This is a genomic window from Streptomyces sp. NPDC001401, assembly GCF_042895385.1.
Classification (GTDB): Bacteria; Actinomycetota; Actinomycetes; order Streptomycetales; family Streptomycetaceae; genus Streptomyces.
This window is the reverse complement of sequence record NZ_JBIAWI010000009.1, coordinates 44,463-69,451: the sequence shown is the minus strand read 5'-3', so window position 1 is coordinate 69,451 and position 24,989 is coordinate 44,463. Positions and strand designations below refer to the sequence as shown.

The window sequence follows — 24,989 nt, the reverse complement described above, 5'->3', positions numbered from 1 at the left end:
GTATCTCTCGAAGGATTGAATGGACATGGCACCCCACCCCGAAGCCGCCGCCCTCCTGGATCGCTCTCATCGGCTCGGCTCCGATCCCCGCAATACCAACTACGCGGGTGGCAATGCCTCCGCGAAGGGCACCGCCACCGACCCCGTCACCGGTGGTGACGTCGATTTGATGTGGGTGAAGGGGTCCGGCGGTGACCTCGGCACTCTCACCGAGGCCGGGCTCGCCGTGTTGCGGCTGGATCGGCTGCGGGCCTTGCAGGGGATCTATCCGGGGGTCGAGCGCGAGGACGAGATGGTCGCCGCGTTCGACTACTGCCTGCACGGGAAGGGGGGTGCGGCTCCCTCCATCGACACGGCGATGCACGGGCTGGTGGAGGCCGCGCATGTGGACCACCTGCACCCCGACTCCGGGATCGCGCTCGCCTGTGCCGCCGACGGGGAGAAGCTGACCGCCGAGTGTTTCGGCGACACGGTGGTGTGGGTGCCGTGGCGGCGGCCCGGGTTCCAGTTGGGGCTCGACATCGCGGCGGTCAAGGAGGCCAATCCGCAGGCCATCGGGTGTGTTCTGGGCGGGCATGGCATCACTGCCTGGGGTGCGACGTCCGAGGAGTGCGAGCGGAACTCGCTGCACATCATCCGGACCGCCGAGGCGTTCCTCGCCGAGCGGGGGAAGGACGAGCCCTTCGGCCCGGCGATCGAGGGGTACGAGGCGCTCGGTGAGGGTGAGCGGCGGGAGCGGGCTGCGGCGTTGGCACCGTATGTGCGGGCCGTCGCGTCTCAGGACAAGCCGCAGGTCGGGCACTTCAACGACTCCGATGTCGTCCTGGAGTTCCTCGCCCGTGCCGAGCATCCGCGGCTGGCCGCGCTGGGGACCTCCTGCCCCGACCACTTTCTTCGTACGAAGGTACGACCGCTCGTGCTCGACCTGCCGCCGACCGCTCCGCTGGAGGAGGCGGTCGCGCGGCTCAAGGAACTGCATGCCGAGTATCGCGAGGAGTACGCCGCCTACTACGAGCGGCACGCCCTGCCCGACTCCCCCGCGATGCGCGGTGCCGACCCGGCGATCGTGCTGGTGCCGGGTGTCGGCATGTTCTCCTTCGGCAAGGACAAGCAGACCGCACGCGTGGCCGGCGAGTTCTACGTCAACGCCATCAACGTGATGCGCGGGGCCGAGGCCGTGTCGACATACGCGCCGATCGAGGAGTCGGAGAAGTTCCGGATCGAGTACTGGGCGCTGGAGGAGGCCAAGCTTCAGCGGATGCCGAAGCCCAAGCCGCTGGCCACCCGCGTGGCGTTGGTGACCGGTGCGGGCAGCGGGATCGGGAAGGCCATCGCGCAGCGGCTGGTCGGTGAGGGGGCGTGTGTCGTCGTCGCCGACCTGAACGCGGAGAACGCGGCAGCCGTGGCCGAGGAGTTGGGCGGCCCGGACAAGGCCGTCGCCGTCGCCGTGGACGTGACGGACGAGGAGCAGATCGCTGCGGCCTTCAAGGCGGCCGTACTCGCCTTCGGCGGGGTCGATCTGGTCGTCAACAACGCCGGGATCTCCATCTCCAAGCCGCTGCTCGAGACTTCGGCGCGCGACTGGGACCTGCAGCACGACATCATGGCCCGTGGTTCCTTCCTCGTGTCGAGGGAGGCAGCCCGGGTGATGATCGCGCAGGAGCTGGGCGGCGACGTCGTCTACATCGCCTCCAAGAACGCCGTGTTCGCCGGGCCCAACAACATCGCCTACTCGGCCACCAAGGCCGACCAGGCGCATCAAGTCCGGTTGCTGGCCGCCGAGTTGGGTGAGCACGGGATCCGGGTCAACGGGGTCAACCCGGACGGTGTGGTGCGCGGTTCCGGGATCTTCGCGGGCGGCTGGGGTGCGCAGCGCGCGGCCGTGTACGGCGTGCCGGAGGAGAAGCTGGGCGAGTTCTACGCCCAGCGGACCATCCTGAAGCGGGAGGTGCTGCCGGAGCACGTCGCCAATGCCGTCTTCGCGCTGACCGGCGGGGAGCTGACCCACACCACCGGGCTGCACGTCCCGGTCGACGCCGGCGTCGCGGCCGCGTTCCTGCGGTGAGCGCGGTCGTGAAGTCGTACGCGGCGGTCGACCTCGGCGCGTCCAGCGGGCGTGTCATGGTCGGCCGTGTCAGCGCCGACAGCCTGGAGCTGACGGAGGCGCACCGCTTCCCCAACCGTCCTGTACGGGCGCCCGAGGGGCTGCGGTGGGACATCCTCGCGCTGTACGGGGGCGTCCTGGACGGGCTGAAGGCGGCGGGGCAGGTGGATTCCGTCGGCATCGACAGCTGGGCGGTGGACTACGGGCTGCTGGACAGGGACGGGGCGCTGCTCGGGAATCCCGTGCACTACCGGGACTCCCGTACCGAGGGCGTCGCGGAGAAGGTGTGGGCGACCGTGCCCGCCGAGCAGCTGTATGCGGCGACCGGGTTGCAGTACGCGCCGTTCAACACGCTGTACCAGCTGGTCGCCGCCCGGGAGACGGCCCAACTGGCCGCCGCCGAACGGCTGTTGCTCATCCCCGACCTGCTCTCCTACTGGCTGACCGGCGAGCAGGGCACCGAGCTCACCAACGCATCCACCACCCAGCTGATCGATCCCCGGACGCGGGAGTGGTCGTCCGACGTCGCCTCCCGGCTGGGTGTCGACCTCGGGCTGTTCGCGCCGTTGCGGCAGCCCGGCGATCCGGCGGGGGTGCTGCGGCCCGGGGTGCTGGAGGAGACCGGGCTGAGGGGTCCGGTGCCGGTGACGGCGGTCGGGTCGCACGACACGGCGTCCGCAGTGGCCGCCGTTCCGGCCGGCAGCGAGCGGTTCGCGTACATCTGCACCGGCACCTGGTCGCTGGCCGGTCTCGAGCTGGACGCGCCCGTGCTGACCGAGGAGAGCCGGGCCGCGAACTTCACCAACGAGCTGGGGCTGGACGGCACGGTCCGCTATCTGCGGAACATCATGGGGTTGTGGCTGCTCCAGGAGTGCGTACGGGCCTGGGGCGAGCCGGAGTTGGGCCCGCTGCTGCTGGAGGCGGCCAAGGTGCCGGCGCTGCGGTCGGTGGTGGACGCGGGGGACGCGGCGTTCCTGGCGCCGGGGCGGATGCCGGAGCGGATCGCCGGGGCGTGCCGTGCCTCGGGGCAGCCGGTGCCTCAGGCGCCCGCCGAGATCACGCGCTGCATCCTCGACTCGCTCGCCCTCGCCCACCGCCGGGCCGTCGAGGACGCGCAGCGGCTGGCCGGCCACCCGGTGGACGTCGTACATGTCGTCGGCGGCGGCACCCGCAACGCGCTGCTGTGCCAGCTGACCGCCGACGCATGCGGGCTGCCGGTGGTGGCCGGTCCGACGGAGGCGGCCGCGCTGGGGAACGTCCTCGTGCAGGCCCGGTCCCACGGGCTGGTCGGCGACCTGGCGGGCATGCGGAGCCTGCTCACCCGTACGCAGCCGCTCACCCGGTACGAGCCGCGGGGCGGCACCGCGCGGTGGCTCGAGGCGCAGGCCCGGCTCGCCGCGGTGTGACGGGGTCTCCCCTGGACGTCGCGCCCAGACTACGCTTCACTCATCCGATGATCGATCACGAGGAGCCGCGATGCGTGTCGCCCTGTTCCTGACCTGTGTCAACGACACGCTCTATCCGGACACCGGGCGCGCCATGGTGAAACTGCTGACCAGACTGGGTGTCGAGGTTGATTTCCCGATGGCTCAGACCTGCTGCGGGCAGGCGCACTACAACACCGGGTACCGGCATGAGGCGGAGCCGCTCGCCCGGCATTTCTCCGATGTCTTCGGGGAGTACGAGGCGATCGTGACGCCGTCCGGGTCGTGCGGGGCGATGGTGCGGGAGCTGTATCCGCGGATGGGTGAGCGGGCTCGGGCCGAGGGCCGCGGGGACACGCTGGCGGCGACGTTGGCTCCTGTCGTCCCCAAGACGTACGAGCTGACCGAGTTCCTGGTGGACGTTCTCGGTGTGACGGACGTCGGCGCGTACTACCCGCACCATGTGACATACCACCCGACCTGCCACGGGCTGCGCGGCCTGGGACTCGGCGACCGTCCCCGTCGCCTGCTGCAGGCCGTGAAGGGCCTGGAGCTGGTCGAGCTGCCGGGTGCCGAGGAGTGCTGCGGCTTCGGCGGCACCTTCGCCCTGAAGAACGCCGACGTCTCGGCGGCCATGGGCGCGGACAAGGTGCGCAACGCCGAGTCGACCGGCGCCGAGGTGCTGTGCGCGGCCGACAACTCCTGTCTGATGCACATCGGCGGCACCATGGCGCGGCTCAGCAGCGGCATGCGGCCGGTGCACATCGCGGAGATCCTGGCGAGCACGGAGGAGGAGCCGGCCGTATGAGCGGGACGTTCGTAGGGATGCCGGCCTTTCCGAAGGCCGCGCACGAGGCGGTCAACAATCCGACGTTGCGCGGCAATCTGAGGCACGCCACGCACACCATCCGCGCCAAGCGGGCGAAGGCCGTCGCGGAGGTGTCCGACTGGGCGGCCCTGCGGGAGGCGGGCAAGCGGGTCAAGGACCATACGCTGCGCCATCTCGACCGGTATCTGGAGCAGTTGGAGGCGTCGGTCACCGCCGCGGGCGGCATCGTGCACTGGGCCGCCGACGCCGACGAGGCCAACCGGATCGTGGCCGACCTGGTGAAGGCGACCGGCGAGTCGGAGGTCGTCAAGGTCAAGTCGATGGCCACCCAGGAGATCGGCCTCAACGAGGCGCTCGAAGCCGAGGGCATCCGCGCCTACGAGACCGATCTCGCCGAGCTGATCGTGCAGTTGGGCAAGGACCGGCCCTCGCACATCCTGGTCCCCGCGATCCATCGCAACCGTGGTGAGATCAGGGACATCTTCGCTCGCGAGATGAGCGAGTGGGGCCGACCGGCCCCCGAGGGCCTGACCGACACTCCCGCCGAACTCGCCGAGGCCGCCCGCCTGCACCTGCGGGAGAAGTTCCTGCGCGCCAAGGTCGGCATCTCCGGCGCCAACTTCATGGTCGCCGAGACCGGCACCCTGGTGGTCGTGGAGTCCGAGGGCAACGGGCGGATGTGCCTGACCCTGCCCGAGACGCTGATCTCGGTCGTCGGCATCGAGAAGATCCTGCCCACCTGGCGGGACCTGGAGGTCTTCCTGCAGACCCTGCCCCGCTCCTCGACGGCCGAGCGCATGAACCCGTACACGAGCATGTGGACGGGCACGACGGGCGAGGACGGCCCGCGCACCTTCCACCTGGTCCTGCTCGACAACGGCCGCACCGACACCCTCGCCGACGAGGTCGGCCGCCAGGCCCTGCGCTGCATCCGCTGCTCAGCGTGTCTCAACGTCTGCCCGGTGTACGAGCGGGCGGGCGGCCACGCCTACGGCTCGGTCTACCCGGGCCCGATCGGCGCCATCCTCAGCCCTCAACTCCGGGGCACGGCAAGCGAGATCGACGCCTCGCTGCCGTATGCATCGACGCTGTGCGGTGCCTGCTACGAGGTGTGCCCGGTCGCCATCGACATCCCGGAGGTGCTCGTGCATCTGCGGGAACGGGTCGTGGAGGGCGGTCAGGTGACCCGGGAGGGCAACAAGGTGGTGCTGCAGCCCGCGAAGGGACACGCCGCCGAGCGGGCGGCGATGCGGGCGGCACGCTGGGCGTTCACGCACCCGGGCGCCCTGCGCACCGGCCAGCGGCTCGCCTCCCGCACCCGCCGCCTGCATCCGCGGACACTCCCGGGACCGGGCAAAGCGTGGAGCGGCAGCCGGGATCTTCCGGCGGTGCCCGCGGAACCGTTCCGCGACTGGTGGCAGCGCACGCAGGGCGGCAAGGGAGGCGCGAAGTGAGCAGCAGGGAACGGATCCTGGGCCGGGTGCGGCGCGCACTCGCCGACGTACCACAGGACGACACGCCGTACGAGCAGGCGGTTTCGCGCGGCTATCTGCGTGAGCATGGGGAGCGGAGTGTCACGCAGACGGTGGATCTGCTGGCCGAGAACCTGGCGGACTACCGGGCCCTCGTTCACCGCTGTACGGCGGACGAACAGGCGGCGGTGATCGGCCGGTTGCTCGCCGAGCGAGGTTCGAAGACGGTACTGGTTCCCTCCGGTTTGGACGAGGAGTGGCTCGGAGGGACGGACGCCGAGCGGGTGCCGGATCGGGCCGAGAGCACTCCGCACGAGCTGGACCGGGTCGAGAGCGTGGTCACCGGGTGCGCGGTGGCCGTGGCAGAGACCGGCACCATCGTCCTCGACGGCTCCCCCGACCAGGGCCGCCGCCGCATCACCCTCGTCCCCGACCACCACATCTGTGTCGTACGGGTCCCGGAGCAGGTCGTCTCGTCCGTGCCCCAGGCCCTCGAACGCCTCGACCCCGCCCGCCCGTTGACATGGATCTCCGGTCCGTCGGCGACCAGCGACATCGAGCTGGACCGGGTCGAGGGGGTGCACGGTCCGCGCACCCTGGAGGTGGTCCTGGTGAGCGGTCAGCCGGGCGGCCGAGGTCAACTCGTAGCGGCTGGAAGGTAGTTGGCAGGAGGCGGTGCCGTCCGCGAAGCCGAAGTATGCGACGCGCCCTGGACGGGGGTCAGGGGTGTGCGGCTTTCGCGGACGGTGCCGGGCCGGTGATGGGTATGCGCAGGGTGGCCGTGCTGTTGGCGGGCACGGTGGCCCGAGGAAACACGGCTGCGCCGAGTGCTTGCCGATGCCAGCCATGCGGCAAGGGGCACGGCGCCCAGTGCGGCACCAGTGATCAGGGATCAGGGATCCACCGCCTGTGATCAGATGTCGGGCTTGCCGGTCGTCTTCCTTGATGTTGCCGCAGTGGTGGCCGGGTTGGTCGACGAGTTGCGGCCCAGGATGCCGAAGGCCCACCGCTCGTTGAACCCGGACACGAAGCCGACGGCGCACCAGAAGCCCCAGAAGTCGGTGCCCTTGACGGCCGAGCCCGGGTGTCCGGGTGATGGGCAGATCTCGGCCGCGGTGGCGGGCAGTTCGAAGACGGGCACGATGCCTCCGGTGAGCAGGAAGTAGACGGCCACGGCGAGGATCCACCCGACGAGGACGCGGTAGACGCCCTCGTGGCGCATGCTGCGGGCGAGCTGCCGCCCGGGCACGACGATCTTCTCCTGGCCGACGGTCTGCCGGCACGCCAGCTGCTCGACGCTGAGCCGCAGTCGGACCAGGACGCTGAGCACCGCGCCGAAGGCGCCCACTCCCCCGGCGACGAAGGCGCCCAGCAGGCTCCAGCGATTGCCGCAGTTCAGGGTGATGCCCATCAGGTGCAGCACGGGCACGCCCCACAGGATCGGGGCGGCCAGCAGCACCGTACCGGCGGCGGCGCCCACGGCCAGTCCGATGTTGAGCCCCCGGCTGACGGCGGTCACGCTGTCCTGCCGCAGCCAGCCGTGCATCTCGGCGACCTCCTGGTCGAGATAGGCGGCCAGGTACTCGTCGCGCTCCGCCGTCAGCCGGGGATCCTCCAGAACCGTCCGCACGACGCACCTCAGCGCGTGCTGTACGTTGTGGCGGGTCGTCCGGTCGAAGGTGCGCTGGGCGGCGCCCAGCGCCACCTGCAGATGCATGTGCTGTTCCGGATACGTCTCGCGGAACAGCTTGTAGGCCACGTCGTTCACGGGATGCGCGAGTTCCTTGAGCCCCTTGGGCTTGTGCTCGGCATCGGCCCCGTCGAAGACTTCTTTCATTCGGCTCCACCATCGGTGGAGTCCCCCGTTGTTGTCCCCCATGTACCGGGTGTACCGATGCGCGCCCGCCGCGGGAACCCTCCGCACCGCACCGGTACGGTCACCGACGTCACGGAGCCGTGACGTCCTGTCAGGCGTTCGTCAGCAGTACACGATCGGGCAGCCGCGGCGCAGCGAGTGCTGGGCGGCCCGCAGATACACCGCCACGTAGAACGCGGCGTCCAGGTCCGCGCTCCACGGTCCGGGCCGGGTGGCGGCCAGGTCCTTCGCCGGCTCGTCCAGGAACCACATGGTCAGGTCCAGGTTGTCGCTGGTCGCCGGTATCTCGTCCACCGGCAGTTCCACGGCCGTCGCCAGCCGCTGGGCGAGGCGGAGCACCTGGGGAGCGCCGGCGACCATCGTGTCGTCCGTGTAGGCGGAGCTGACGGGCAGCCAGATCTCCTCGTCGAGGGAGAGCGGCACCAGCAGCGTCCAGCCGCAGAGCACCTCCTCTTCCGCCCGTGACAGATGCGCCCGGCACAGCGCGACGAACCCGTCCATGGGCGGCACCAGCTTCTCCTCGAACGACAGCCCCGAGCCGCGCACAAAGTCCGCTTCTTCGGGCACCGACGTGTACGGCGGCAGGCCGCGCCGTCTCAACTCCTCGTCGAGCGCGGAGGCGACGGCTCCTCGGCCGCCCTCCTCCTCGTCGCCCTCGTCGTCGAACCACTCCTGCGCACCCACGCTGACCAGATAGATCCCCATGACCGCACCGTACAAGGCGGCACTGACAGCGGACTCGAACCTCGCTGACCTGCGCCTTTCAAGCTGACTCGAAGGCGGTTGAGTCCCTTCCCGGTGGCCCGGCACGCTGAGATGCGTCCACTCGCCGGGATACGGCGGGCTACGAACAGCGAATGACGATCGGGGGATTCACATGGCGTACCTGACATGGCTGGCGGACATCCTGCGGAAGGAAGGGCTCCAGGTCCAGGAAGAGGGCGGCTGGCAGCAGCGGGGCCACGGCGACATGGCGGACATCCGCGGTGTTCTGCTGCACCACACCGCCGGGGCGCCCGAGGGCAACTATCCGAGCCTGGCCATCGTGCGGGACGGGGACGCCTCACTCCCGGGGCCCCGGGCGAATCTGGGGCTGGCCCGCGACGGCAGCTGGATCGTGATCGCGGCCGGGCAGGCCTGGCATGCCGGAAAGGGCGGGCCCTGGCAGAACGTGCCGAAGGACGACGCCAACCAGTACATGATCGGCGTCGAGGCCGAGTCGGTCGGGACCCGCTTCGACTGGACGCCCGCGCAGATCGACTCCTACCCGCGCGGGGTGGCGGCCCTGCTGCGGCACGTCGGTCTCGGGGCCGACCGGGCACTGGCCCACAAGGAGTGGGCTCCGGAGCGCAAGACGGATCCCGCCTTCTGGCCGGGTGACATGGCGGGCTTCCGGGCCCGTGTCGCCGAGATCCTGGGCGGCGCGCAGGGCCCGACGCCGCCTCCGCCGGGCGGCGGGCAGAGCCCGAACTTCCGCACCTGGGGCACCCAAGTACGGGTCCGCAAGGACGTGAAGCTCGACGCGCCCGTGGTCACCACTCTCGCCGGGCCGACGCCTGTCTTCATCGAGTTCCAGCGCCGCGGCGAGACCGTCAACGCCGAAGGGTTCAGCAACCCCTTCTGGTCGTTCGTCCCGGCCCTCGGCGGCTTCCTCTCCAACATCTTCGTCGACAACCCGGACTCCTTCCTTCCCGGTGTGCCGGAGCGGTGATGGGTGCCCCTCTCCTCGAGCGAATCATCGGATGGGGCAGAAGGCAGCTGACCACCCGCACGGATCAAGCAGCGCAGAACGAGCCGGACAGCAGGAGGAATGCCGTGGCCTACGACATGGAAGTCGCCAAAACCATCTACCGGGTCGGCCGGGAACTGAATGTCAACGACAAGGTGATGCTGGCCGCCTTCGAGACCGGCATCGTCGAGTCGGGCATGCGCAACCTCAACTACGGCGACCGCGACTCGCTGGGCGTCTTCCAGCAGCGGCCCAGTCAGGGGTGGGGGACGCCCGAAGAGTGCATGAACCCCGACCACGCGGCGCGGATGTTCTTCAAGGAGGCGGTACGCAGCGACGGCAACAATCCGAACCAGACGGCCGGTCAGCTCGCCCAGAGCGCGCAGCGGTCGGCGTTTCCGGCGAAGTACGACGAGCGGGAGGGCGAGGCGAAGCAGCTGCTCGCGGAGACCGCTGCGGCCGTGGGCGGCACGCCGGCGCCGCCTCCGCCGGGTGGCGGGCAGGCCCCGAACTTCCGCACCTGGGGCACCCAGGTCCACGTACGCAAGGACGTCAAACTCGACGCCCCTGTGGTCACGACGCTCGCCGGGCCGACGCCGGTGTTCGTGGAGTTCCAGCGACGCGGCGACACGGTGAACGCCGAGGGCTTCAGCAACCCGTTCTGGGCCTTCGTCCCCGCCCTCGGCGGCTTCGTCTCCAACATCTTCATCGACAACCCGGACTCGTTCCTTCCGGGCGTGCCCGAGCGGTGACCGCCTGACCTGCACGGCCCGCTCCCGACCACCGCCTCCGACCGGTTCCCCCGGTCGGGGGCGGTCTTCTGCGTACGACCCATGACAGGGAAGGGTCGAACGTCCATGACGGTGAAGGACCGAAGCCCGCGGTGGAGAGGGTCACCAAGTTCTGTGAAGGTCCCCGCGCCCCCGACGACACGCGTGGCGGAAGGCCAACCATGGGTTGAGCGGCACCGAAGGGGAACCACGGGGGTAACCACGGTGTCCACGGGGACGGTTCACCATGGCGTTGCGCATTCACTTCACCGACGACGACCTCACACGGATCAGGCTGGCTCAGGCGCCCGACCCCATGTGGGAAGTGCTGCAGAGCATGCACATGCTCCAGACACGGGACGGCTGGGCGGTCTTCGGCCGGTGGCGCAGCCAGGTCCGCACCGGCCTGACCGCACCGGAGCGCCAACTGCTGCGCCTGGCCCCGCCGGTCGGCTACTCGCCGGACTTCCTCACGCCCGCCGCCGGTGAGGGCGGCCTGGAGCTGGGGATCGACGCCCTGCTGTCCACGCCCCGCGCACGATTACGGCACGACCTGCTTGAACTCGCGGACGCCGGGCGCCGGTTGCCGTCCTGGGGCCGGCCATTGGCGGACGGCGAGAGCGAAGCGGTCGAGCACCTGGGCCGCACCCTGCGGGCCTACTTCCAGAGCAGCCTGGCGCCGTACTGGCATCACGTGCGCGCCCGGTTCGACGCCGAGCGCGCCGCCCACGCCAGGCCGCAGGCCGCCGGTGACCCCGGTGGCCTGCTGGGCGCACTGCACCCGGAACTCCGCTGGCAGCCGCCCGTACTGACGATCGGCGGGCTGCGCGTGGAGCGCGACGTGCACTTACGGGGGCGGGGATTACTGGTGCTGCCTTCCTACTTCTGCTGGCGCCGTCCGACGGTGCTCAAGGACGCCCGCCTGCCCCCGGTCATCGTCTATCCCATGACGCACGAGGCCGCACTGGACGTGGCCGACCCGGCGGCCGAGGGCCTCAGGACACCGTCACGGTCGCTGGTCGCGCTGCTGGGTCGGACCCGGGCGGAAATCCTCGGCCACATCGCCGAAGGCGGCCGTACGACGACGGAATTGGCCCGCGTTACGGGCATGTCCCCCGCCACCGCCAGCTACCACACCACGGTCCTGCGGGACGCGGGCCTGCTCAGCACCCACCGGCTGGGCAGCGCCGTCCTGCACACACCCACCGCGCTCGGGGCCGCTCTCGTGGAAGGCAGGCGCCGTACTGCGGCCTGAGCGCCGGGCCCGCCGCTCACTTCAGCAGGGGCAGCTCGGCGGTGCGGAGGAGGCGGATGGACCCATGGCCCATGCCACGCGCGGCCTGCCGGGTCTCCTCAGAGCCGCGCGCAGCCCGGCCAGGATGTGCCTCAGTGAGTGCAGGACGAGCCCGGCGACGACCAGGCTCGTCCAGAGGCCGTGGACAGGCAGGAGCCGCGAGAACATCGCGAGGGACGGGACGGTGTTGAGGATCGTCGTGACGCCGAGAAGGGGACCCGCCGACCAGCGCCGGCGGCGCGCCGGCACGTGCTGCGCGCTCCGGCGGTCGAGGCGGTGGCTCTGGCCGTATGAGGACGACCTGCGCAACAAAGGGGCGGCCGCTTCGGCGACCGCGCCTTCCCTTACGGCCCCCTACTGCACGCCCGCCGCGTCCAGCAGCGTCGTCACGGTGGCCGTGGTGAGCCCGTCCAGCGTCTCGATGCGGGCGCCGGCGCGGGCGCTCGCGCCGTCGAAGACGAGCATGAGCTGACGGGCGAGGAGTTCGGGATCGCGCGCGCCGCCGCGCTCCGCCTGCACACGGAACGCCTCCTGCAGGCGCTCCTTCGCCTTGCGGGCCACGAGGCTCGCCGGGTGCTCGGGGTTCTTCAGCTCGACCAGCGCGGCCAGAAAGGGACAGCCCTGGTACTCGGGCGCGGCCGAGAGCTTCTCCACCCGCTCGAAGACGTACAGGATGCGTTCGCGCGGCGTGTCGGCGTCCTCCGGACCGGGCACGAGCTGCGCGGCGTATCCGGGGGCCCGGCGCTCCAGGCTCGCTGCGAGGACCTCGTCCTTGCTTGCGAAGAGCTGGTACATCGACCGCTTGGAGACACCGGCGGTCCTGCACAGCGTCTCGACGCCGATGGAGACGCCGTCGCGGTAGAAGAGCTCGGCCGCCGCGTCGAGCAGCCGGTCTTTCGTGGACGCCTTGTCCGTCGTGGTCATACCGCGAGGTTACCTCCGTCGATGCGAGCGCGGAAACCGATCGGTCTACCGAGGTCGTCGAGACCGGAATCACGTGACAGAGAGGGTGAACAAGCGCTTAGATAGTGAGTCCGATCCGCTGGACGGCAAGTCCGGTCCGCGTCGAGCTGGAGGCCCCGTTGCTGTTCACATCCGTCGACGACGTCTCCGCGCGTCTCGCCGCCACCGGCTATCTGGCCTCGCCCGCCGTTGCCACGACCGTCTTCCTCGCCGACCGCCTGGGCAAGCCGCTGCTGGTGGAGGGCCCCGCCGGGGTCGGCAAGACGGAGCTCGCCAAGGCCGTCGCCGAGGTGGCGGGCGCGCGGCTGGTCCGGCTGCAGTGCTACGAGGGCGTCGACGAGTCCCGGGCGCTGTACGAGTGGAACCATGCCAAGCAGCTGCTGCGGATCAGCGCGGGCCGCGACGAGACGTGGGACGAGACGCGCACGGACATCTTCAGCGAGGAGTTCCTGCTCACCCGCCCCCTGCTCACGGCCATCCGGGGCGACGACCCCAAGGTGCTGCTGATCGACGAGACCGACAAGGCGGACGTCGAGGTGGAGGGCCTGCTCCTGGAGGTGCTGAGCGACTTCCAGGTCACGGTCCCCGAGCTGGGCACCATCACCGCGACCCGCCGCCCCTTCGTCGTGCTCACCTCGAACGCGAGCCGCGAGCTGTCCGAGGCGCTGCGCCGCCGCTGCCTGTTCCTCCACATCGGCTTCCCCGAGCAGGAGCTGGAGCGTCGGATCGTACGGCTGAAGGTGCCCGCCCTGGACGAGGCGCTGGCCGGCTCGGTGGTGCGGGTGGTCGGTGCACTGCGGGCGATGGACCTGCGCAAGGTGCCTTCGGTCGCCGAGACGATCGACTGGGCGCGTACGCTCCTCGCGCTCGGCGCCGACACCCTCGACGAGACCGTCGTACGCGACAGCCTGGGCGTTCTCCTCAAGCACCAGGACGACGTCGTCAAGGCGGCCGCCAAGCTCGACCTGGACGCCGTGTGACCGCGCCCGGAGTGGCGGAGCGCCTCACCTCTCTCGTCGGGGCGCTGCGGGCGCACGGCATGCGGATCGGCACCGGCGAGACCGTGGACGCGGCGCAGGCGGTGGCGGCGCTGGGCCTCGCGGACCGCGAACTGCTGCGGGAGGGGCTGGCCGCGACGCTGCTGCACGGCACGGTGCAGCGGCAGGTGTTCGACCCGGTCTTCGACCTGTACTTCCCGCGGGGCATCGGCGCGCCGGAGACGGAGCCCGCCGACCGGGACGACCTGCGGGAACGGCTCGCCGCCGCACTCGCCGTGGGCGACGTCGTCCTGATGGGGCAGCTGGCGGCGGAGGCGGTCGACGGCTTCGGCGGATACGGTTCGTCGCCGGGAGCGGACGGCTGGTCGTCGCACCAGACGCTCGACCGGCTCCGCCCGCAGACCCTGCTCGCCCGCGTCCGCGAGAACATCCGGGCCCGGAACGGCAGTTCCGGGTTCGCCGACCGGCTGCTCGACGACGAGATCCGGCGACGCATCGAGACGTTCCGCAGGCAGGTGGCCGTCGAGGCGCGGCGCCGGATCGCCGAGCGGCGCGACCGGGACGAGCTCGCCCGGCGCGCGGTGGCCACCACGCCCGACCGGATGGACTTCCTGTACGCCGGCAAGCTCCAACTCGCCGAACTGCGCAGGACGGTTCAGCCGCTCGCCCGTAAGCTCGCCACCCGGCTCGCGGCCCGCCGGCGCCGCGCCTCCCGCGGCAGCATCGATCTGCGGCGCACCCTGCGCGGTTCCCTGTCGACGGGCGGGGTGCCGATGAAGCCGGTGCTGCGCAGGCGCCGTCCGGTACGGCCCGAACTGGTGCTGCTGTGCGATGTGTCGGGGTCGGTGTCCGGGTTCTCGGACTTCACGATGCTGCTGGCGCAAGCGCTGCACGACCAGTTCAGCAAGGTGCGGGTGTTCGCCTTCGTGAACCGGCTCGACGAGGTGACCGGGCTGCTCGAGCACGGCGCGGCGGACCCGGAGGGGCTGGGCGCCCGCATCCGTGCGGAGGCGACGCTCACGGGCTGGCACGGCAGCAGCGACTACGGCGTCGCACTGGGCGAGTTCGCGCAACGGTACGGCGACGCGGTCGGCCCGCGCACCACGGTGTTCGTGCTCGGCGACGCCCGTACGAACATGAGCGACCCGAACCTGGCGGCGGTGCGGCAGGTGGCCGAACGGGCCCGCCGCGTCTACTGGTTGAACCCCGAGCCGCATGCCCAGTGGGGCACGGGCGACTCCGCCGCACCCGAGTACGCCGAGTTGGTGGAGATGCACGAGTGCCGCAACGCCCGGCAGCTCGGCGCGCTCATCGCGCGCCTGCTGCCGGTGTGACTCCTAGCCCTTCGACTTCGCGTACTCCGTTGCCATCTGGCCCGCGAAGTCGTACACGACGCACGGTTCGTCGCTGACGACCCAGGCGTCATGCCCGGGCGACACCACGAACACATCGCCGGGTCCGACCTCCTGCTCCGCGCCGTCGTCCATGCGTATGCGCATACGCCCCTCGACGCAGTACCCGTTGTGATGGACCTGGCAGCTGGTCGTCCCGGCGATGGGCGCCACGGACTCGGACCAGCGCCAGCCCGGTTCGAAGGTGCCCACGGCGAAGTCGAGCCCGGTCATATGGACGGCTTCGAGGTGGCCGCGCGGGAAATCGCGCCGCTCGTCGGGCTTCTCAATGGCCTTGATCTCAATCATGTCGGCTCCCTTCGTTGCGAGCCCGCCCCACCACTCAATCGTCGGCCTGTCTACTCGGCACCGCCATTCGGGAGCGTAGAAGTACGCCCACAATCGGACAATCCCGCCAAGGTGGCGCAGAATGTTGCGCGTAGGCCGCCCATCGCCGAACCACCGGAAAGGTGGCGATCATCGTGGCTGAACACCCGCACGCACAACTCGTCCGCAAGGGCTACGAGGCCTTCACGCGCGGCGACATGGACACCCTGCGCTCGCTGATGTCGGGCGACGCCACGCACCACGTGCCTGGAACCCACCCGCTGTCCGGCGACTTCAAAGGCACGGACGCAGTCATCGACATGTACCGGCGGCTCTTCGAGGAAACGAACGGAACCCTGCAGGTCGAGCTGCGCAACATTCTCGTGGACGGCAGGGGCCACGCTGTCTCCATGCACCACTTCACCGCCCAGCGGGGCGACAAGCGCATCGACGAGAACGGAGGCATAGTCTTCCGGATCGTCGGGGACAAGATCACCGACCTCGACGAGTGCGTCGAGGACATCGACAAGGGCAACGAGTTCTGGTCATGACCCAGTCGCCCGGCCGCACAGCCGGGCGAAGCGATCCGCATCCACGTTGCCGCCGGAGACGATGACCCCGATCCGGCGCGGCAGCGCACTCGCACGCCCGGCGAGCAGGGCGGCCAGCGGGGTGGCCCCGCTCGGCTCGACGACGATCTTCAGACGCTCGAATGCGAACCGCATGGCGTCCCGGATCTCGTCGTCGGACACGAGCGCGATCCCGTCGACGAGCCGCCGGTTCACCGAGAAGGTCAGCTCGCCGGGCGTGTCCAGGGCCTGTCCGTCGGCGATGGTGCGCGGCACGGGGATGCTGACGCGCCGGCCCGCCTCCAGGGACCGCTTGGTGTCGTCCCCGGCCTCCGGCTCGACGCCGATCACCCGGATCCCGGTGTGCAGTCCCTTGGCCGCCGTGGCGGACCCGGCGATCAGCCCGCCGCCGCCGACGGGCACGATCAGTGCGTCCAACTCCCCTGTTTCCTCGAGGAGTTCGAGCGCGGCCGTGCCCTGCCCGGCCATGACGTGCGGGTGCTCGTAGGGCGGGATGAGAGCGAGACCCCGCTCGGCGGCCAGGGCTTCGCCGACGGCTACGCGGTCCTGGGTGTAGCGGTCGTACGTCACGATCTCGGCGCCGTAGCCGACGGTGGCGTCCACCTTCGAGCGCGGGGCGTCCTCGGGCATGACAATGACGGCGGTGGTGCCCAGTTCGCGGGCGGCGAGGGCGACGGCCTGGGCGTGGTTGCCGGAGGAGTAGGCGGCGATGCCCCGGGCCAGCTGCTCGGGGGTGAGCCGGGAGGCCGCGTTGTAAGCGCCGCGGAACTTGAAGGCGCCGACGCGCTGGAAGTTCTCGCACTTGAGGAAGACCTCGGCGCCGACGAGTTCGTCGAGCGTCCGGGAGCGGAGTACGGGGGTGTGGTGGGCGACGCCCTTGAGCCGGTCGGCTGCGTCGCGGACGGTGTCGAGGGTGACCGGCGGGGTGGTGGTCGTCACGCGTGTCCTCCAGCGGGGGTCGGGTCGGTGGTGGCTCGGGCCTGGGAGAGGTAGCTGTAGGCGGAGGCGCGGGAGATGCCGAGACGGGCGGCGACCTGCTCGATCGCGCGGCGCACGGCGAACACGCCCTGTTCGTCGAGTCTGCGGAACAGGTCGAGGCGCTCGGCCCGGTCGAGTGCGGCCCAGGTCCGGGTCTGGCCGAGCCGGTGCGCGTCGAGGATGGCGTCCACGACCGAGTCGATGTCGTTGCCGAAGGCGGTGACCGGCGGCTCGGCGGCCCCGGCGCCGAGGCCGGCCAGTGCGCCGAGCAGGGTGTGGGCCTCGTTCACCGCGGTGATGTCCACGTTGACGCACAGCGCTCCGAACACCGCCCCCGTGGAGTCGCGCAGCACCATCGTGGACGACTTGACCAGCTTTCCGGCCGCGGTGCGGGTGACGTAGTTCAGGTCGTCGGCCGCCTCGTCGCCGCGGGCCAGGACCCTCATGCCGATCTCGCTCATCGCCCCGCCCACGGCCCGCCCGGTCACCTCGCCGGCGACGGCGACGACCGACTTCTCCGGCTGCCGGTAGTCGTGCAGGACCACCTCGCACACCGGGCCGAACGTCGCCGCAATCCCGTCGACGACGGGTCTGAGCGCCGTGAGGATCGCATCCCGCTCGGCGTCGTGGACCTTCTCATCAGCCATGCCGCTTAGACTACTGGTCCAATGTCTGGACGAAAAGTCCAGGAACCCGTGTCGTGGGTCGCGGCGTGCGTCAGCGCCTCCCGTGCGGCATGACGGTCGCCGACCGTCTCCCACCAGGGGTGCGTGTGCATCTCCTCGGCCAGACGCCGGCACCGCTTGCGCGCGTCCGCCAGGCGCTCCCGCTGCTCGCCGGTGATCTCGGCACGCCCGGCCGCGATGTCCGCGCCGCTGGGCAGGCGCGCGGCGATGTCCGCACAGTGCTCCAGCGCCCGGGTGAAGGTCCGCCGGGCGGCGACCAGATCGCCGGGTATGACGAACTCGCCCACGGTGAAGGGCCGCGAGAATTCGGACGATCCCGGCTCGGTGTGCCACAGCGAGGCGTCGATGGGCCGTTCGTCGTCACGCGCCCGGGTGAGCTCACCCCGAAGCCCCGCTTCCAGGTCGCCGCCGGTCTCCCACGCGCCGGCCCGAGGCGCGGGCAGAGGGTCCGCCGTGCCCGCCCGGCCCGCCGCCGACTGCCCCGGCAGGGGTTCGGGACGGCCTTCGAGGAACTCGTCCTTGTCCGTCGGGCTGACCCACATGTGCCATCCACGGCGGCCCGCCGGGTGGGGCAGGTAGAGCGAGACGAGTTCGCCCGTGGCCGTGCGCCGGATGACGTCGTCGTAGTAGAGGCCGCGCACCGGTTCCCACAGGGCGTGCCGTCCGCCGCACCGGCCGGCGCCCTGCTGCGGACAGGGAACCGGATTGCTCCAGTCGCAGCGGGACATGTGCAGTTGCTTGATGCCGCCGCGCACCGGCAGGGCCGCGCGGTCGGTCACGTCCCGCCAGCTCTGCACGTTCAGCCGGGCCCAGGGCGCGCGGTCGATGGGGATCGCGTTCTCGTTGTTGACGAGCCACAGCGGGGTGAGCCCCTCCTGGAATGCGCTGCGGGTGCGCTCGTCGACGGAACCGCCGGCTATGGCCGCGAGCTGTATTTCGTACGCGAGCCGGTGCCTGCCGCCGCCCTCCACGGTCACATCCGTGCGGTGCTTTCCGCGCTCGGCCCTCTCCGCTCCCGTAACCCGGAAACCCTCCCCGGAGGCGACCTTGACGGTGTACTCCCTGAGCGCCTTGTGGAGATCGCTTTCGGCCTTCGTCTCGGGGCGCTCCCCTTTTGCCACGTGCATGGCGTGCGGCCGGCCGTCGACCTTGCGGATGGCCATGAAGCCGGGGCAGATGAACCCCTCGTCCTCATGGGCTTCCAGGCAGTACAGAAGATCCGGCTGGTAATTGCCGTAGATCTCGTCGAGCAGCCGCGGGTATTCGGGGTGCCCGAGATCCACCTCGGTCAGGTCGAGCGTGATGCCGAGGCCCCTGTGCCAGACGCTGTAGGTCATATGGCGAGAGTAGGAGGCACCACTGACAATGGGCCTCGGCCATGATCGGCTACGTTCACACCTGGTGAACGAAATCTTGCGGCTTTCTTAGCGGCCTACCTAAGATGCTTTCGTCACTCCTCGTACCTGACGAAACATCTCCTGTTCGCGGCTATCGAGAGTAGGTGCCTCCATGACGGTTGCTGCTGCGTCGACGATCCATCCGGGCGAGGTGCACGAGAGACTCGGCCGTCATGTGCTGACCGACGGTTTCAAGCTTGTGCTCGACCCGCTCGCCAGTCGGGGCTCGTGGATCGTCGACGCGCGTTCCAGCGAGAAGTTCCTCGACCTCTACTCGTTCTTCGCATCCGCTCCGCTGGGGCTCAACGCCCCGGGCATCGTGGAGGATCCGGAGTTCATGGCGCTGCTTGCGCAGGTGGCGGCCAACAAGCCCGCCAACCCCGACATGTACACCACGCACTATGCCGAGTTCGTCGAGACGTTCGCCCGGGTGCTGGGTGATCCGGACCTGCCGAGGCTGTTCTTCGTCGAGGGCGGGGCGCTCGCCGTCGAGAACGCGCTGAAGACGGCGTTCGACTGGAAGAGCCGCCGCAACGAGGCCGCGGGCCGTTCACCCGAGCTCGGCACCAAGGTGCTGCACCTCCGGCAGGCCTTCCACGGCCGCAGCGGTTACACCCTTTCGCTGACCAACACCGAGCCCAACAAGACGGCCCGCTTCCCCAAGTTCGACTGGCCACGCATCGATGTGCCCGCGGTGCGGTTCCCCCTCGAGCGCCACCTTGCCCAGGTCGAGGAGGCCGAGCGACGGGCCCTCGATCAGGCGCGGCGAGCCTTCGAGGACAACCCGCACGACATCGCCTGCTTCATCGCCGAGCCGATCCAGGGCGAGGGCGGCGACAACCACATGCGCGCACAGTTCCTCCAGGCGATGCAGGCGCTCTGTCACGAGTACGACGCGCTGTTCGTGCTCGACGAGGTGCAGACCGGCGTGGGGATCACCGGCACGACCTGGGCCTACCAGCAGCTCGGCCTCGAGCCGGACATCGTCGCCTTCGCCAAGAAGGTCCAGCTCGGCGGCATCATGGCCGGCCGCCGGGTCGACCAGGTACCCGACAACGTCCTGCGGGTCTCCGGGCGGATCAACTCCACCTGGGGCGGCGGGCTGGTCGACATGGTCCGGGCACGCCGCATCATGGAGATCATCGAACGGGACGACCTGGTGGCCCAGGCCGCTGCCGTGGGATCGTGGTTCCTGGCCGAACTGCGCGATCTGGAAATCCGGCACTCGCCGGTGGCGTCCAACTCGCGGGGGCGCGGACTGATGAGCGCCATCGACCTGCCGGACAGCGGCGCACGCGACGAGGCGGTACGCCGCTTGCGCACCGAGGAGCAGGTGATCGCATTGCCGTGCGGTGAGCGTTCGGTGCGCTTCCGCCCCGCCCTGTCCATCACCCGGGACGAGCTCGGGATTGCCCTGCGAGCCCTCGACCGGGTCCTCGCCGGTCTGCACTGACCCACTGCCCTCTCCCAGCGGACAAGGAGCAATGCCATGGCCCGTTCCGTCGCTTCGGTCGTTGCCGGCCACCTGGTTTCCGGCGCTCCCGGCGGGACTCTTCAGCGCCCCAACCCCGGTCGTACCGCCGAGCTGGTCAGCGAAGTCTCGCTCGGAAACGCCGCGACGTTCGTCGAGGCCGCCGAGGCCGCGAAGGCGGCCCAGCGGTCCTGGGCCGACGTCCCGGCGCCGGTGCGCGGGTCCGCGATCGGAAAGATCGGCCGGCTCGTCGAGGCCAACAAGGACCGGCTCGCGCGCATCGTGACCGAAGAGATCGGCAAGCCGCTCGCGGAGGCTCTCGGCGAGGTCCAGGAGATCATCGACACCTGCGACTTCTTCCTGGGCGAGGGGCGCCGGCTGTACGGGCAGACGGTGCCGTCGGAGATGCCCGACAAGCAGCTGTTCACCTTCCGCAACCCCATGGGCGCGGTCGCGGTGATCACCGCGGGCAACTTCCCGGTGGCCGTGCCGGCCTGGTACCTCGTGCCGGCGCTCGTGACCGGCAACACCGTGGTGTGGAAGCCCGCCGAGTACGCCGCCGCGAGCGCCAAGGCCCTCTTCGAGCTGTTCGTGCACGGAGGCGGCCTGCCCGACGGCGTACTCAACCTCGTACTCTCCGACGGGGAGCAGACGTACGCCGGTCTGGAGGCATCCCTCGAAGCCGGGCTGGTCGACAAGGTCGGCTTCACGGGGTCCACGCTCGTCGGCCAGAAGATCGGCGCCCTGTGCGGAAGCCACCTGCAGACCCCATGTCTGGAGCTGGGCGGCAAGAACCCGCAGGTGGTCGCCCCGAGCGCCAATCTCGATCTGGCGGTCGAGGGGGCGCTGTTCTCCGGTTTCGGCACCGCGGGGCAGCGCTGCACCTCCCTCGGGACGGTCATCGTGCACGAGTCGGTGCACGAGGACTTCCTCGCCCGCTTCGACGCGGCTAGCCGCGCGGCCCGGATCGGCGACGCGTTCGAGGACGTCCTGTACGGCCCGATGCTCGACGAGCGCTTCGCGCGGCGCTACGAGACCTTCCTCGGGTGGATCAAGGACCACCACCGGACTTACGGCTCCGACGGCATCGGGCGGATCACGGCCGGCAACCCGCGCAAGGGCTTCGTCGGGGACCCCGAAGCGGGCATGTTCTACCACCCGGTGATCGTCGACGGCGTGCGCCGCGACGACGACCTGTTCCTCACCGAGACCTTCGGCCCCATCGTCGGAGTGACCACCTACCGGGACTTCGACGAGGCCCTCGAGCTGGCCAACGCCCACGGTTACGGGCTGTCCGCCGCGATCTACACCACCGATCCGCACGAGGTGTGGGCGTACCGGCGCGGCATTTCCGCGGGCATGGTCAGCGTCAACAACACCACCTCCGGGGCCGAGGCACACCTGCCGTTCGGCGGCAACGGCAAGTCGGGCAACGGCAGTCGACAGTCGGGGCAGTGGGTGCTCGACCAGTTCACCCGCTGGCAGTCGATGAACTGGGACCACTCCGGCCGTCTGCAGAAGGCGCAGATGGACGTGGCCGTGCTCGAGCCCGACATGGCGTTCCGTCTGTGAACGGCGTCGAGGACCTGGACCGGCACTTCCGCGAGGCAGTGGCCGGTCTCCGCTCTCCGGACGCGGCGGTCCCCCGGCACGGCGGCGGACTGGACACCCATACCGCACTGGACCTGTTCGACGCCCAGCTGGAGAGCCGGCACACCGACGCCGCGGCGCGCTGGATGCAGCAGCAGGGCCGCGGCTACTACACCATCGGATCGAGCGGGCACGAGGGCAACGCCGCGCTGGCCCTCGCGCTGCGCCCCACCGATCCGGCGCTGCTGCACTACCGGTCCGGCGCCTTCTACTGCGCCCGGGCCCGGCAGGCCGGCGGCGTCGATGCGGTCAGGGACATGCTGCTGGGCGTGGCCGCCGGGGCCGACGAGCCGATCGCCGGCGGACGGCACAAGGTGTACGGCCGCCGCGAACTGGCCGTCATCCCGCAGACGTCGACCATCTCCTCCCACCTGCCCCGGGCGGTCGGGGTGGCGTGGAGCATCGCCCGCGCAAAGCGGCTCGGGACCGAGTGCGCCTGGCCCGGCGACGCCGTCGTCTGCTGTTCCTTCGGCGACGCCTCGGCCAACCACTCCACGGCGGCAGGCGCCATCAACAGCGCCTGCCACGCGGCCTACCAGGGCCTCCCCATGCCGGTGCTGTTCGTCTGCGAGGACAACGGCCTGGGCATCAGCGTGCCGACACCGCACGACTGGGTGCGGCAGGCCTACGGCAACCGGCCCGGCCTCGCCTACTTCGCCGCGGACGGCTGTGATCCGTCAGCCGCCTTCGACACCGCGTGCGAAGCAGTGGCCCACGTACGCAAACACCGCCAACCCGCGTTCCTGCACCTGTCGATGGTGCGCTTCCTCGGCCATGCGGGCTCGGACGCCGAAGCCGCCTACCGGATGCCGTCCGAAGTCGCCGCGGATCTGGAACGCGACCCGCTGCTGGCCACTGCCCGGCTGCTCACAGACGCAGGCGTCCTCACCCACCAGCAGATTCTCGACCGGTACGACGAGGTGGGCGCACGGGTGTCCGCCGTGGCCAAGGAGGCCCTCGAGAGCGAGCCCCTGACCACCGCCACGCACATCGCCGCCCCCATCGCACCCCGCCGTCCCGCCCTCGTAGCCACCACGGCACGCCGTACGACCGAACCACCCACAGCCCCCGTGGGCGAGCCCGTCACCGTCGCCCAGGCCATCACCCACACCCTCGCCGACCTGCTCGGCAGCCACCCGGAGATGGTCGTCTTCGGCGAGGACGTCGGCCGCAAGGGCGGGGTCTACGGACTGACCCGGGGACTGCAGCGGCGCTTCGGTACCGCCCGCGTCTTCGACACCCTGCTCGACGAGCAGGCCATCCTCGGCCTCGCGCTGGGGGCGGGGCTGTCCGGGCTGCTGCCGGTGGCGGAGATCCAATACCTGGCGTACCTGCACAACGCCGAGGACCAACTGCGCGGCGAGGCCGCCACGCTGCAGTTCTTCTCCCAGGGCCAGTACCGCAACCCGCTCGTGGTGCGCATCGCCGGCTACGGCTACCAGCGCGGGTTCGGCGGTCACTTCCACAACGACAACGCGCTGGGCGTCCTGCGTGACATTCCCGGTCTGGTCATCGCCTCCCCGTCCCGCCCCGACGACGCCGCCGCAATGCTTCGCACCTGCGTGGCGGCCGGCAAGGTCGACGGAACGGTCAGCGCCTTCCTCGAGCCGATCGCGCTCTACCACACGCGAGATCTCCATGCGGAGGACGACAACGCCTGGCTCGCCGCCTACCCGCCGCCCGCAGAGCACGTACCCATCGGCCGGGCACGCACCTACGGCACGGGCGCGGACCTGACCCTCGTGACCTTCGGCAACGGACTGCGCATCTCGCTCCGTGCCGCACGCCGGCTGGAGCAGCAGGGCATCGCCTGCCGGGTCGTCGACCTGCGCTGGCTGGCACCCCTGCCGGTCGACGACCTGCTGCGGGAAGCCCGAGCGACGGGACGCGTCCTCGTGGTCGACGAGACCCGCCGGACGGGGGGCGTGTCGGAGGGAGTCGTCACCGCCCTGGTCGATGCCGGATTCACCGGCGCCGTCCGACGGGTCGCCAGTGTGGACAGCTTCATTCCACTGGGGCAGGCGGCGCAGTTGGTGCTCGTGTCCGAGGACGACGTCGCGCGCGCCGCGGCCGAGATGCTCTCAGCAGGCCCGCGTACTGACCGGTGACCGCTCGTCAGGAGCAAGGACCTCCGCAGGGGTCCTCGGCGCACCTCTTTGCGTGCACTGATGCGTTTCTTGGTCTGGACCCGGTGCGTACGACCGCTTCCGTACACGTTCTGCCACTCCCATGTCGTTGCACGGATCGCCGCCGCCCCCCGCGCCGTACAACCGAGGAGCACCGTTGTTCCGACGTCCAGTCCGACCCGCTCGTACCGTCACCGCGGCCGCAGCCGCGCTCGCCGCCGCGGGCGCCCTCACCGCCACGGCCATCGCGCCCGCGGCGGCACACGCCCCGGCGCAGGCACACTCCCGTGCCCGGCACGTCCTGCTGCTGTCCGTCGACGGCCTGCACCAGTCCGACCTGGCCTGGTACATCGACCGCCACCCGCACTCGGCGCTCGCCCGGCTCGCCGGCAGCGGTGTGGAGTACACCCACGCGAGAACCACCGTCCCCTCCGACTCGTTCCCCGGCATGGTCGGCCAGCTCACCGGCGGCGACCCGGGCACGACGGGCGTCTACTACGACGACAGCTACGACACCGCGCTTCTCCCGGCCGCCACCACCGCCTGCGCGGGCGCCAAGCCCGGTGCCGAGGTCGACCTCACCGAGGACCTCGACAAGAACAAGGACTCCCTCGACGCCGGCCAGGGCCTCACGGGGCTGCCGGGCAGCATCCTGCGGATGACCGGCGACGCCGCCTCCCTCATCGACCCGTCCAAGCTGCCGGTCGACCCGAAGACCTGCAGGCCGCTGTACCCGCACAGCTACCTGAAGGTGAACACGGTCTTCGACGTGGCCCGCAAGGCCGGCCTGCGCACCGCCTGGTCCGACAAGCATGTCGCGTACGACATCCTGAACGGCCCGGCCGGCAACGGCATCCAGGACCTGTTCGCCCCCGAACAACAGCAAGGCGACCGGTTACCCGGCCGGTGACTGG

Annotated in this window: 22 protein-coding genes and 1 pseudogene; 15 read left to right on the top strand and 8 right to left on the bottom strand. The window is 70.6% G+C overall.

Going from position 1 to position 24,989, the window contains the following annotated elements; all coding sequences use genetic code 11:
* The first annotated feature begins 25 nt into the window (after positions 1-25).
* From ACFY10_RS27920 to ACFY10_RS27900, 5 genes are all read left to right on the top strand, one after another.
* Positions 26-2,065 carry a bifunctional aldolase/short-chain dehydrogenase gene (locus ACFY10_RS27920; protein WP_390667946.1) on the top strand — a complete coding sequence of 680 codons (2,040 nt, stop codon included), beginning with the start codon at positions 26-28 and terminating at the stop codon, positions 2,063-2,065.
* Positions 2,062-3,510: a rhamnulokinase family protein gene (locus ACFY10_RS27915; RefSeq protein WP_390667945.1), complete on the top strand. Its 1,449-nt coding sequence runs from the start codon at positions 2,062-2,064 to the stop codon at positions 3,508-3,510. Before ACFY10_RS27920 ends, ACFY10_RS27915 begins: the two co-directional genes overlap by 4 nt.
* Before the next feature lie 70 nt (positions 3,511-3,580).
* Positions 3,581-4,336, top strand: coding sequence for a (Fe-S)-binding protein (locus ACFY10_RS27910; RefSeq protein ID WP_390667944.1), 756 nt, complete (start codon positions 3,581-3,583; stop codon positions 4,334-4,336).
* Positions 4,333-5,811: a LutB/LldF family L-lactate oxidation iron-sulfur protein gene (locus tag ACFY10_RS27905; RefSeq protein WP_390667943.1), complete on the top strand. Its 1,479-nt coding sequence runs from the start codon at positions 4,333-4,335 to the stop codon at positions 5,809-5,811. Before ACFY10_RS27910 ends, ACFY10_RS27905 begins: the two co-directional genes overlap by 4 nt.
* Positions 5,808-6,491, top strand: a complete 684-nt coding sequence (locus tag ACFY10_RS27900; protein ID WP_390667942.1) for a lactate utilization protein C — start codon at positions 5,808-5,810, stop codon at positions 6,489-6,491. The genes ACFY10_RS27905 and ACFY10_RS27900 overlap by 4 nt, the downstream gene beginning before the upstream one ends.
* Positions 6,492-6,742: 251 nt before the next feature.
* Here ACFY10_RS27900 and ACFY10_RS27895 read toward each other — a convergent pair whose 3' ends face one another.
* Together ACFY10_RS27895 and ACFY10_RS27890 are read right to left on the bottom strand one after the other, a co-directional pair.
* Positions 6,743-7,666 carry a hypothetical protein gene (locus ACFY10_RS27895; protein WP_390667941.1) on the bottom strand — a complete coding sequence of 308 codons (924 nt, stop codon included), beginning with the start codon at positions 7,664-7,666 and terminating at the stop codon, positions 6,743-6,745.
* A gap of 141 nt (positions 7,667-7,807) precedes the next feature.
* Complete coding sequence (locus ACFY10_RS27890) at positions 7,808-8,410, bottom strand: hypothetical protein (RefSeq protein WP_390667940.1); 603 nt, start codon at positions 8,408-8,410, stop codon at positions 7,808-7,810.
* A gap of 172 nt (positions 8,411-8,582) precedes the next feature.
* Here ACFY10_RS27890 and ACFY10_RS27885 point away from each other — a divergent pair, with 172 nt between their 5' ends.
* From ACFY10_RS27885 to ACFY10_RS27875, 3 genes are all read left to right on the top strand, one after another.
* Entirely contained in the window at positions 8,583-9,416 is an 834-nt protein-coding gene (locus ACFY10_RS27885) for an N-acetylmuramoyl-L-alanine amidase (protein ID WP_390667939.1), read from the top strand.
* Positions 9,417-9,520: 104 nt separating this feature from the next.
* On the top strand, positions 9,521-10,186 hold the full coding sequence (locus ACFY10_RS27880) for a hypothetical protein (protein WP_390667938.1): 666 nt from the start codon (positions 9,521-9,523) through the stop codon (positions 10,184-10,186).
* Between the two features lie 265 nt (positions 10,187-10,451).
* Positions 10,452-11,459 carry an ArsR/SmtB family transcription factor gene (locus ACFY10_RS27875; RefSeq protein WP_390667937.1) on the top strand — a complete coding sequence of 336 codons (1,008 nt, stop codon included), beginning with the start codon at positions 10,452-10,454 and terminating at the stop codon, positions 11,457-11,459.
* A gap of 25 nt (positions 11,460-11,484) precedes the next feature.
* Here ACFY10_RS27875 and ACFY10_RS27870 read toward each other — a convergent pair.
* Positions 11,485-11,741 (bottom strand): annotated as a pseudogene (locus ACFY10_RS27870) (ABC transporter permease); the annotation flags it as partial.
* A gap of 111 nt (positions 11,742-11,852) precedes the next feature.
* A complete protein-coding gene (locus ACFY10_RS27865; protein ID WP_390667936.1) occupies positions 11,853-12,422 on the bottom strand; it encodes a TetR/AcrR family transcriptional regulator in 570 nt (189 codons plus the stop codon).
* 161 nt (positions 12,423-12,583) lie between these two features.
* On the opposite strand from ACFY10_RS27865, the gene ACFY10_RS27860 reads away from it, so the two are divergent.
* Both ACFY10_RS27860 and ACFY10_RS27855 read left to right on the top strand, forming a co-directional pair.
* Entirely contained in the window at positions 12,584-13,441 is an 858-nt protein-coding gene (locus ACFY10_RS27860) for an AAA family ATPase (protein ID WP_390668240.1), read from the top strand.
* 59 nt (positions 13,442-13,500) lie between these two features.
* On the top strand, positions 13,501-14,793 hold the full coding sequence (locus tag ACFY10_RS27855) for a VWA domain-containing protein (RefSeq protein ID WP_390668239.1): 1,293 nt from the start codon (positions 13,501-13,503) through the stop codon (positions 14,791-14,793).
* A gap of 3 nt (positions 14,794-14,796) precedes the next feature.
* Here the strand turns inward: ACFY10_RS27855 and ACFY10_RS27850 are convergent, their stop codons facing one another.
* A complete protein-coding gene (locus tag ACFY10_RS27850) occupies positions 14,797-15,159 on the bottom strand; it encodes a cupin domain-containing protein (RefSeq protein WP_275772092.1) in 363 nt (120 codons plus the stop codon).
* A 173-nt stretch (positions 15,160-15,332) separates the two neighbouring features.
* Here ACFY10_RS27850 and ACFY10_RS27845 point away from each other — a divergent pair, with 173 nt between their 5' ends.
* On the top strand, positions 15,333-15,728 hold the full coding sequence (locus ACFY10_RS27845; RefSeq protein ID WP_390667935.1) for a nuclear transport factor 2 family protein: 396 nt from the start codon (positions 15,333-15,335) through the stop codon (positions 15,726-15,728).
* On the opposite strand, the gene ACFY10_RS27840 is transcribed toward ACFY10_RS27845, so the two are convergent.
* From ACFY10_RS27840 to ACFY10_RS27830, 3 genes are read right to left on the bottom strand one after another with little or no spacing between them, the layout of a single operon-like run.
* Entirely contained in the window at positions 15,723-16,706 is a 984-nt protein-coding gene (locus ACFY10_RS27840; protein ID WP_390667934.1) for a threo-3-hydroxy-L-aspartate ammonia-lyase, read from the bottom strand. The genes ACFY10_RS27845 and ACFY10_RS27840 overlap by 6 nt on opposite strands.
* The gene (locus ACFY10_RS27835) at positions 16,703-17,392 is read right to left on the bottom strand and encodes a transcriptional regulator (RefSeq protein ID WP_390667933.1); all 690 of its coding nucleotides are present in this window, start codon (positions 17,390-17,392) and stop codon (positions 16,703-16,705) included. The genes ACFY10_RS27840 and ACFY10_RS27835 overlap by 4 nt, the downstream gene beginning before the upstream one ends.
* Before the next feature lie 5 nt (positions 17,393-17,397).
* Positions 17,398-18,768, bottom strand: coding sequence for a hypothetical protein (locus ACFY10_RS27830; RefSeq protein ID WP_390667932.1), 1,371 nt, complete (start codon positions 18,766-18,768; stop codon positions 17,398-17,400).
* 172 nt (positions 18,769-18,940) lie between these two features.
* Here ACFY10_RS27830 and lat point away from each other — a divergent pair, with 172 nt between their 5' ends.
* The 4 genes from lat (at position 18,941) to ACFY10_RS27810 (ending at position 24,985) form a co-directional block, all read left to right on the top strand.
* Positions 18,941-20,281 (top strand): L-lysine 6-transaminase, encoded by a 1,341-nt coding sequence (gene lat / locus ACFY10_RS27825; protein WP_390667931.1) that lies wholly within the window; start codon positions 18,941-18,943, stop codon positions 20,279-20,281.
* A gap of 36 nt (positions 20,282-20,317) precedes the next feature.
* On the top strand, positions 20,318-21,871 hold the full coding sequence (locus tag ACFY10_RS27820) for an aldehyde dehydrogenase family protein (RefSeq protein ID WP_390667930.1): 1,554 nt from the start codon (positions 20,318-20,320) through the stop codon (positions 21,869-21,871).
* The gene (locus ACFY10_RS27815; RefSeq protein WP_390667929.1) at positions 21,868-24,057 is read left to right on the top strand and encodes a thiamine pyrophosphate-dependent enzyme; all 2,190 of its coding nucleotides are present in this window, start codon (positions 21,868-21,870) and stop codon (positions 24,055-24,057) included. Before ACFY10_RS27820 ends, ACFY10_RS27815 begins: the two co-directional genes overlap by 4 nt.
* A gap of 175 nt (positions 24,058-24,232) precedes the next feature.
* Positions 24,233-24,985, top strand: coding sequence for an alkaline phosphatase family protein (locus tag ACFY10_RS27810; RefSeq protein WP_390667928.1), 753 nt, complete (start codon positions 24,233-24,235; stop codon positions 24,983-24,985).
* Positions 24,986-24,989 lie beyond the last annotated feature (4 nt).

Coding starts and splice junctions, on each gene's coding strand:
- ACFY10_RS27920 (WP_390667946.1), top strand. CDS start 26: ATGGCACCCCACCCCGAAGCCGCCGCCCTCCTGGATCGCTCTCATCGG.
- ACFY10_RS27910 (WP_390667944.1), top strand. CDS start 3,581: ATGCGTGTCGCCCTGTTCCTGACCTGTGTCAACGACACGCTCTATCCG.
- ACFY10_RS27905 (WP_390667943.1), top strand. CDS start 4,333: ATGAGCGGGACGTTCGTAGGGATGCCGGCCTTTCCGAAGGCCGCGCAC.
- ACFY10_RS27895 (WP_390667941.1), bottom strand. CDS start 7,666: ATGAAAGAAGTCTTCGACGGGGCCGATGCCGAGCACAAGCCCAAGGGG.
- ACFY10_RS27890 (WP_390667940.1), bottom strand. CDS start 8,410: ATGGGGATCTATCTGGTCAGCGTGGGTGCGCAGGAGTGGTTCGACGAC.
- ACFY10_RS27885 (WP_390667939.1), top strand. CDS start 8,583: ATGGCGTACCTGACATGGCTGGCGGACATCCTGCGGAAGGAAGGGCTC.
- ACFY10_RS27875 (WP_390667937.1), top strand. CDS start 10,452: ATGGCGTTGCGCATTCACTTCACCGACGACGACCTCACACGGATCAGG.
- ACFY10_RS27865 (WP_390667936.1), bottom strand. CDS start 12,422: ATGACCACGACGGACAAGGCGTCCACGAAAGACCGGCTGCTCGACGCG.
- ACFY10_RS27855 (WP_390668239.1), top strand. CDS start 13,501: ATGCGGATCGGCACCGGCGAGACCGTGGACGCGGCGCAGGCGGTGGCG.
- ACFY10_RS27850 (WP_275772092.1), bottom strand. CDS start 15,159: ATGATTGAGATCAAGGCCATTGAGAAGCCCGACGAGCGGCGCGATTTC.
- ACFY10_RS27835 (WP_390667933.1), bottom strand. CDS start 17,392: ATGGCTGATGAGAAGGTCCACGACGCCGAGCGGGATGCGATCCTCACG.
- ACFY10_RS27830 (WP_390667932.1), bottom strand. CDS start 18,768: ATGACCTACAGCGTCTGGCACAGGGGCCTCGGCATCACGCTCGACCTG.
- lat (WP_390667931.1), top strand. CDS start 18,941: ATGACGGTTGCTGCTGCGTCGACGATCCATCCGGGCGAGGTGCACGAG.
- ACFY10_RS27820 (WP_390667930.1), top strand. CDS start 20,318: ATGGCCCGTTCCGTCGCTTCGGTCGTTGCCGGCCACCTGGTTTCCGGC.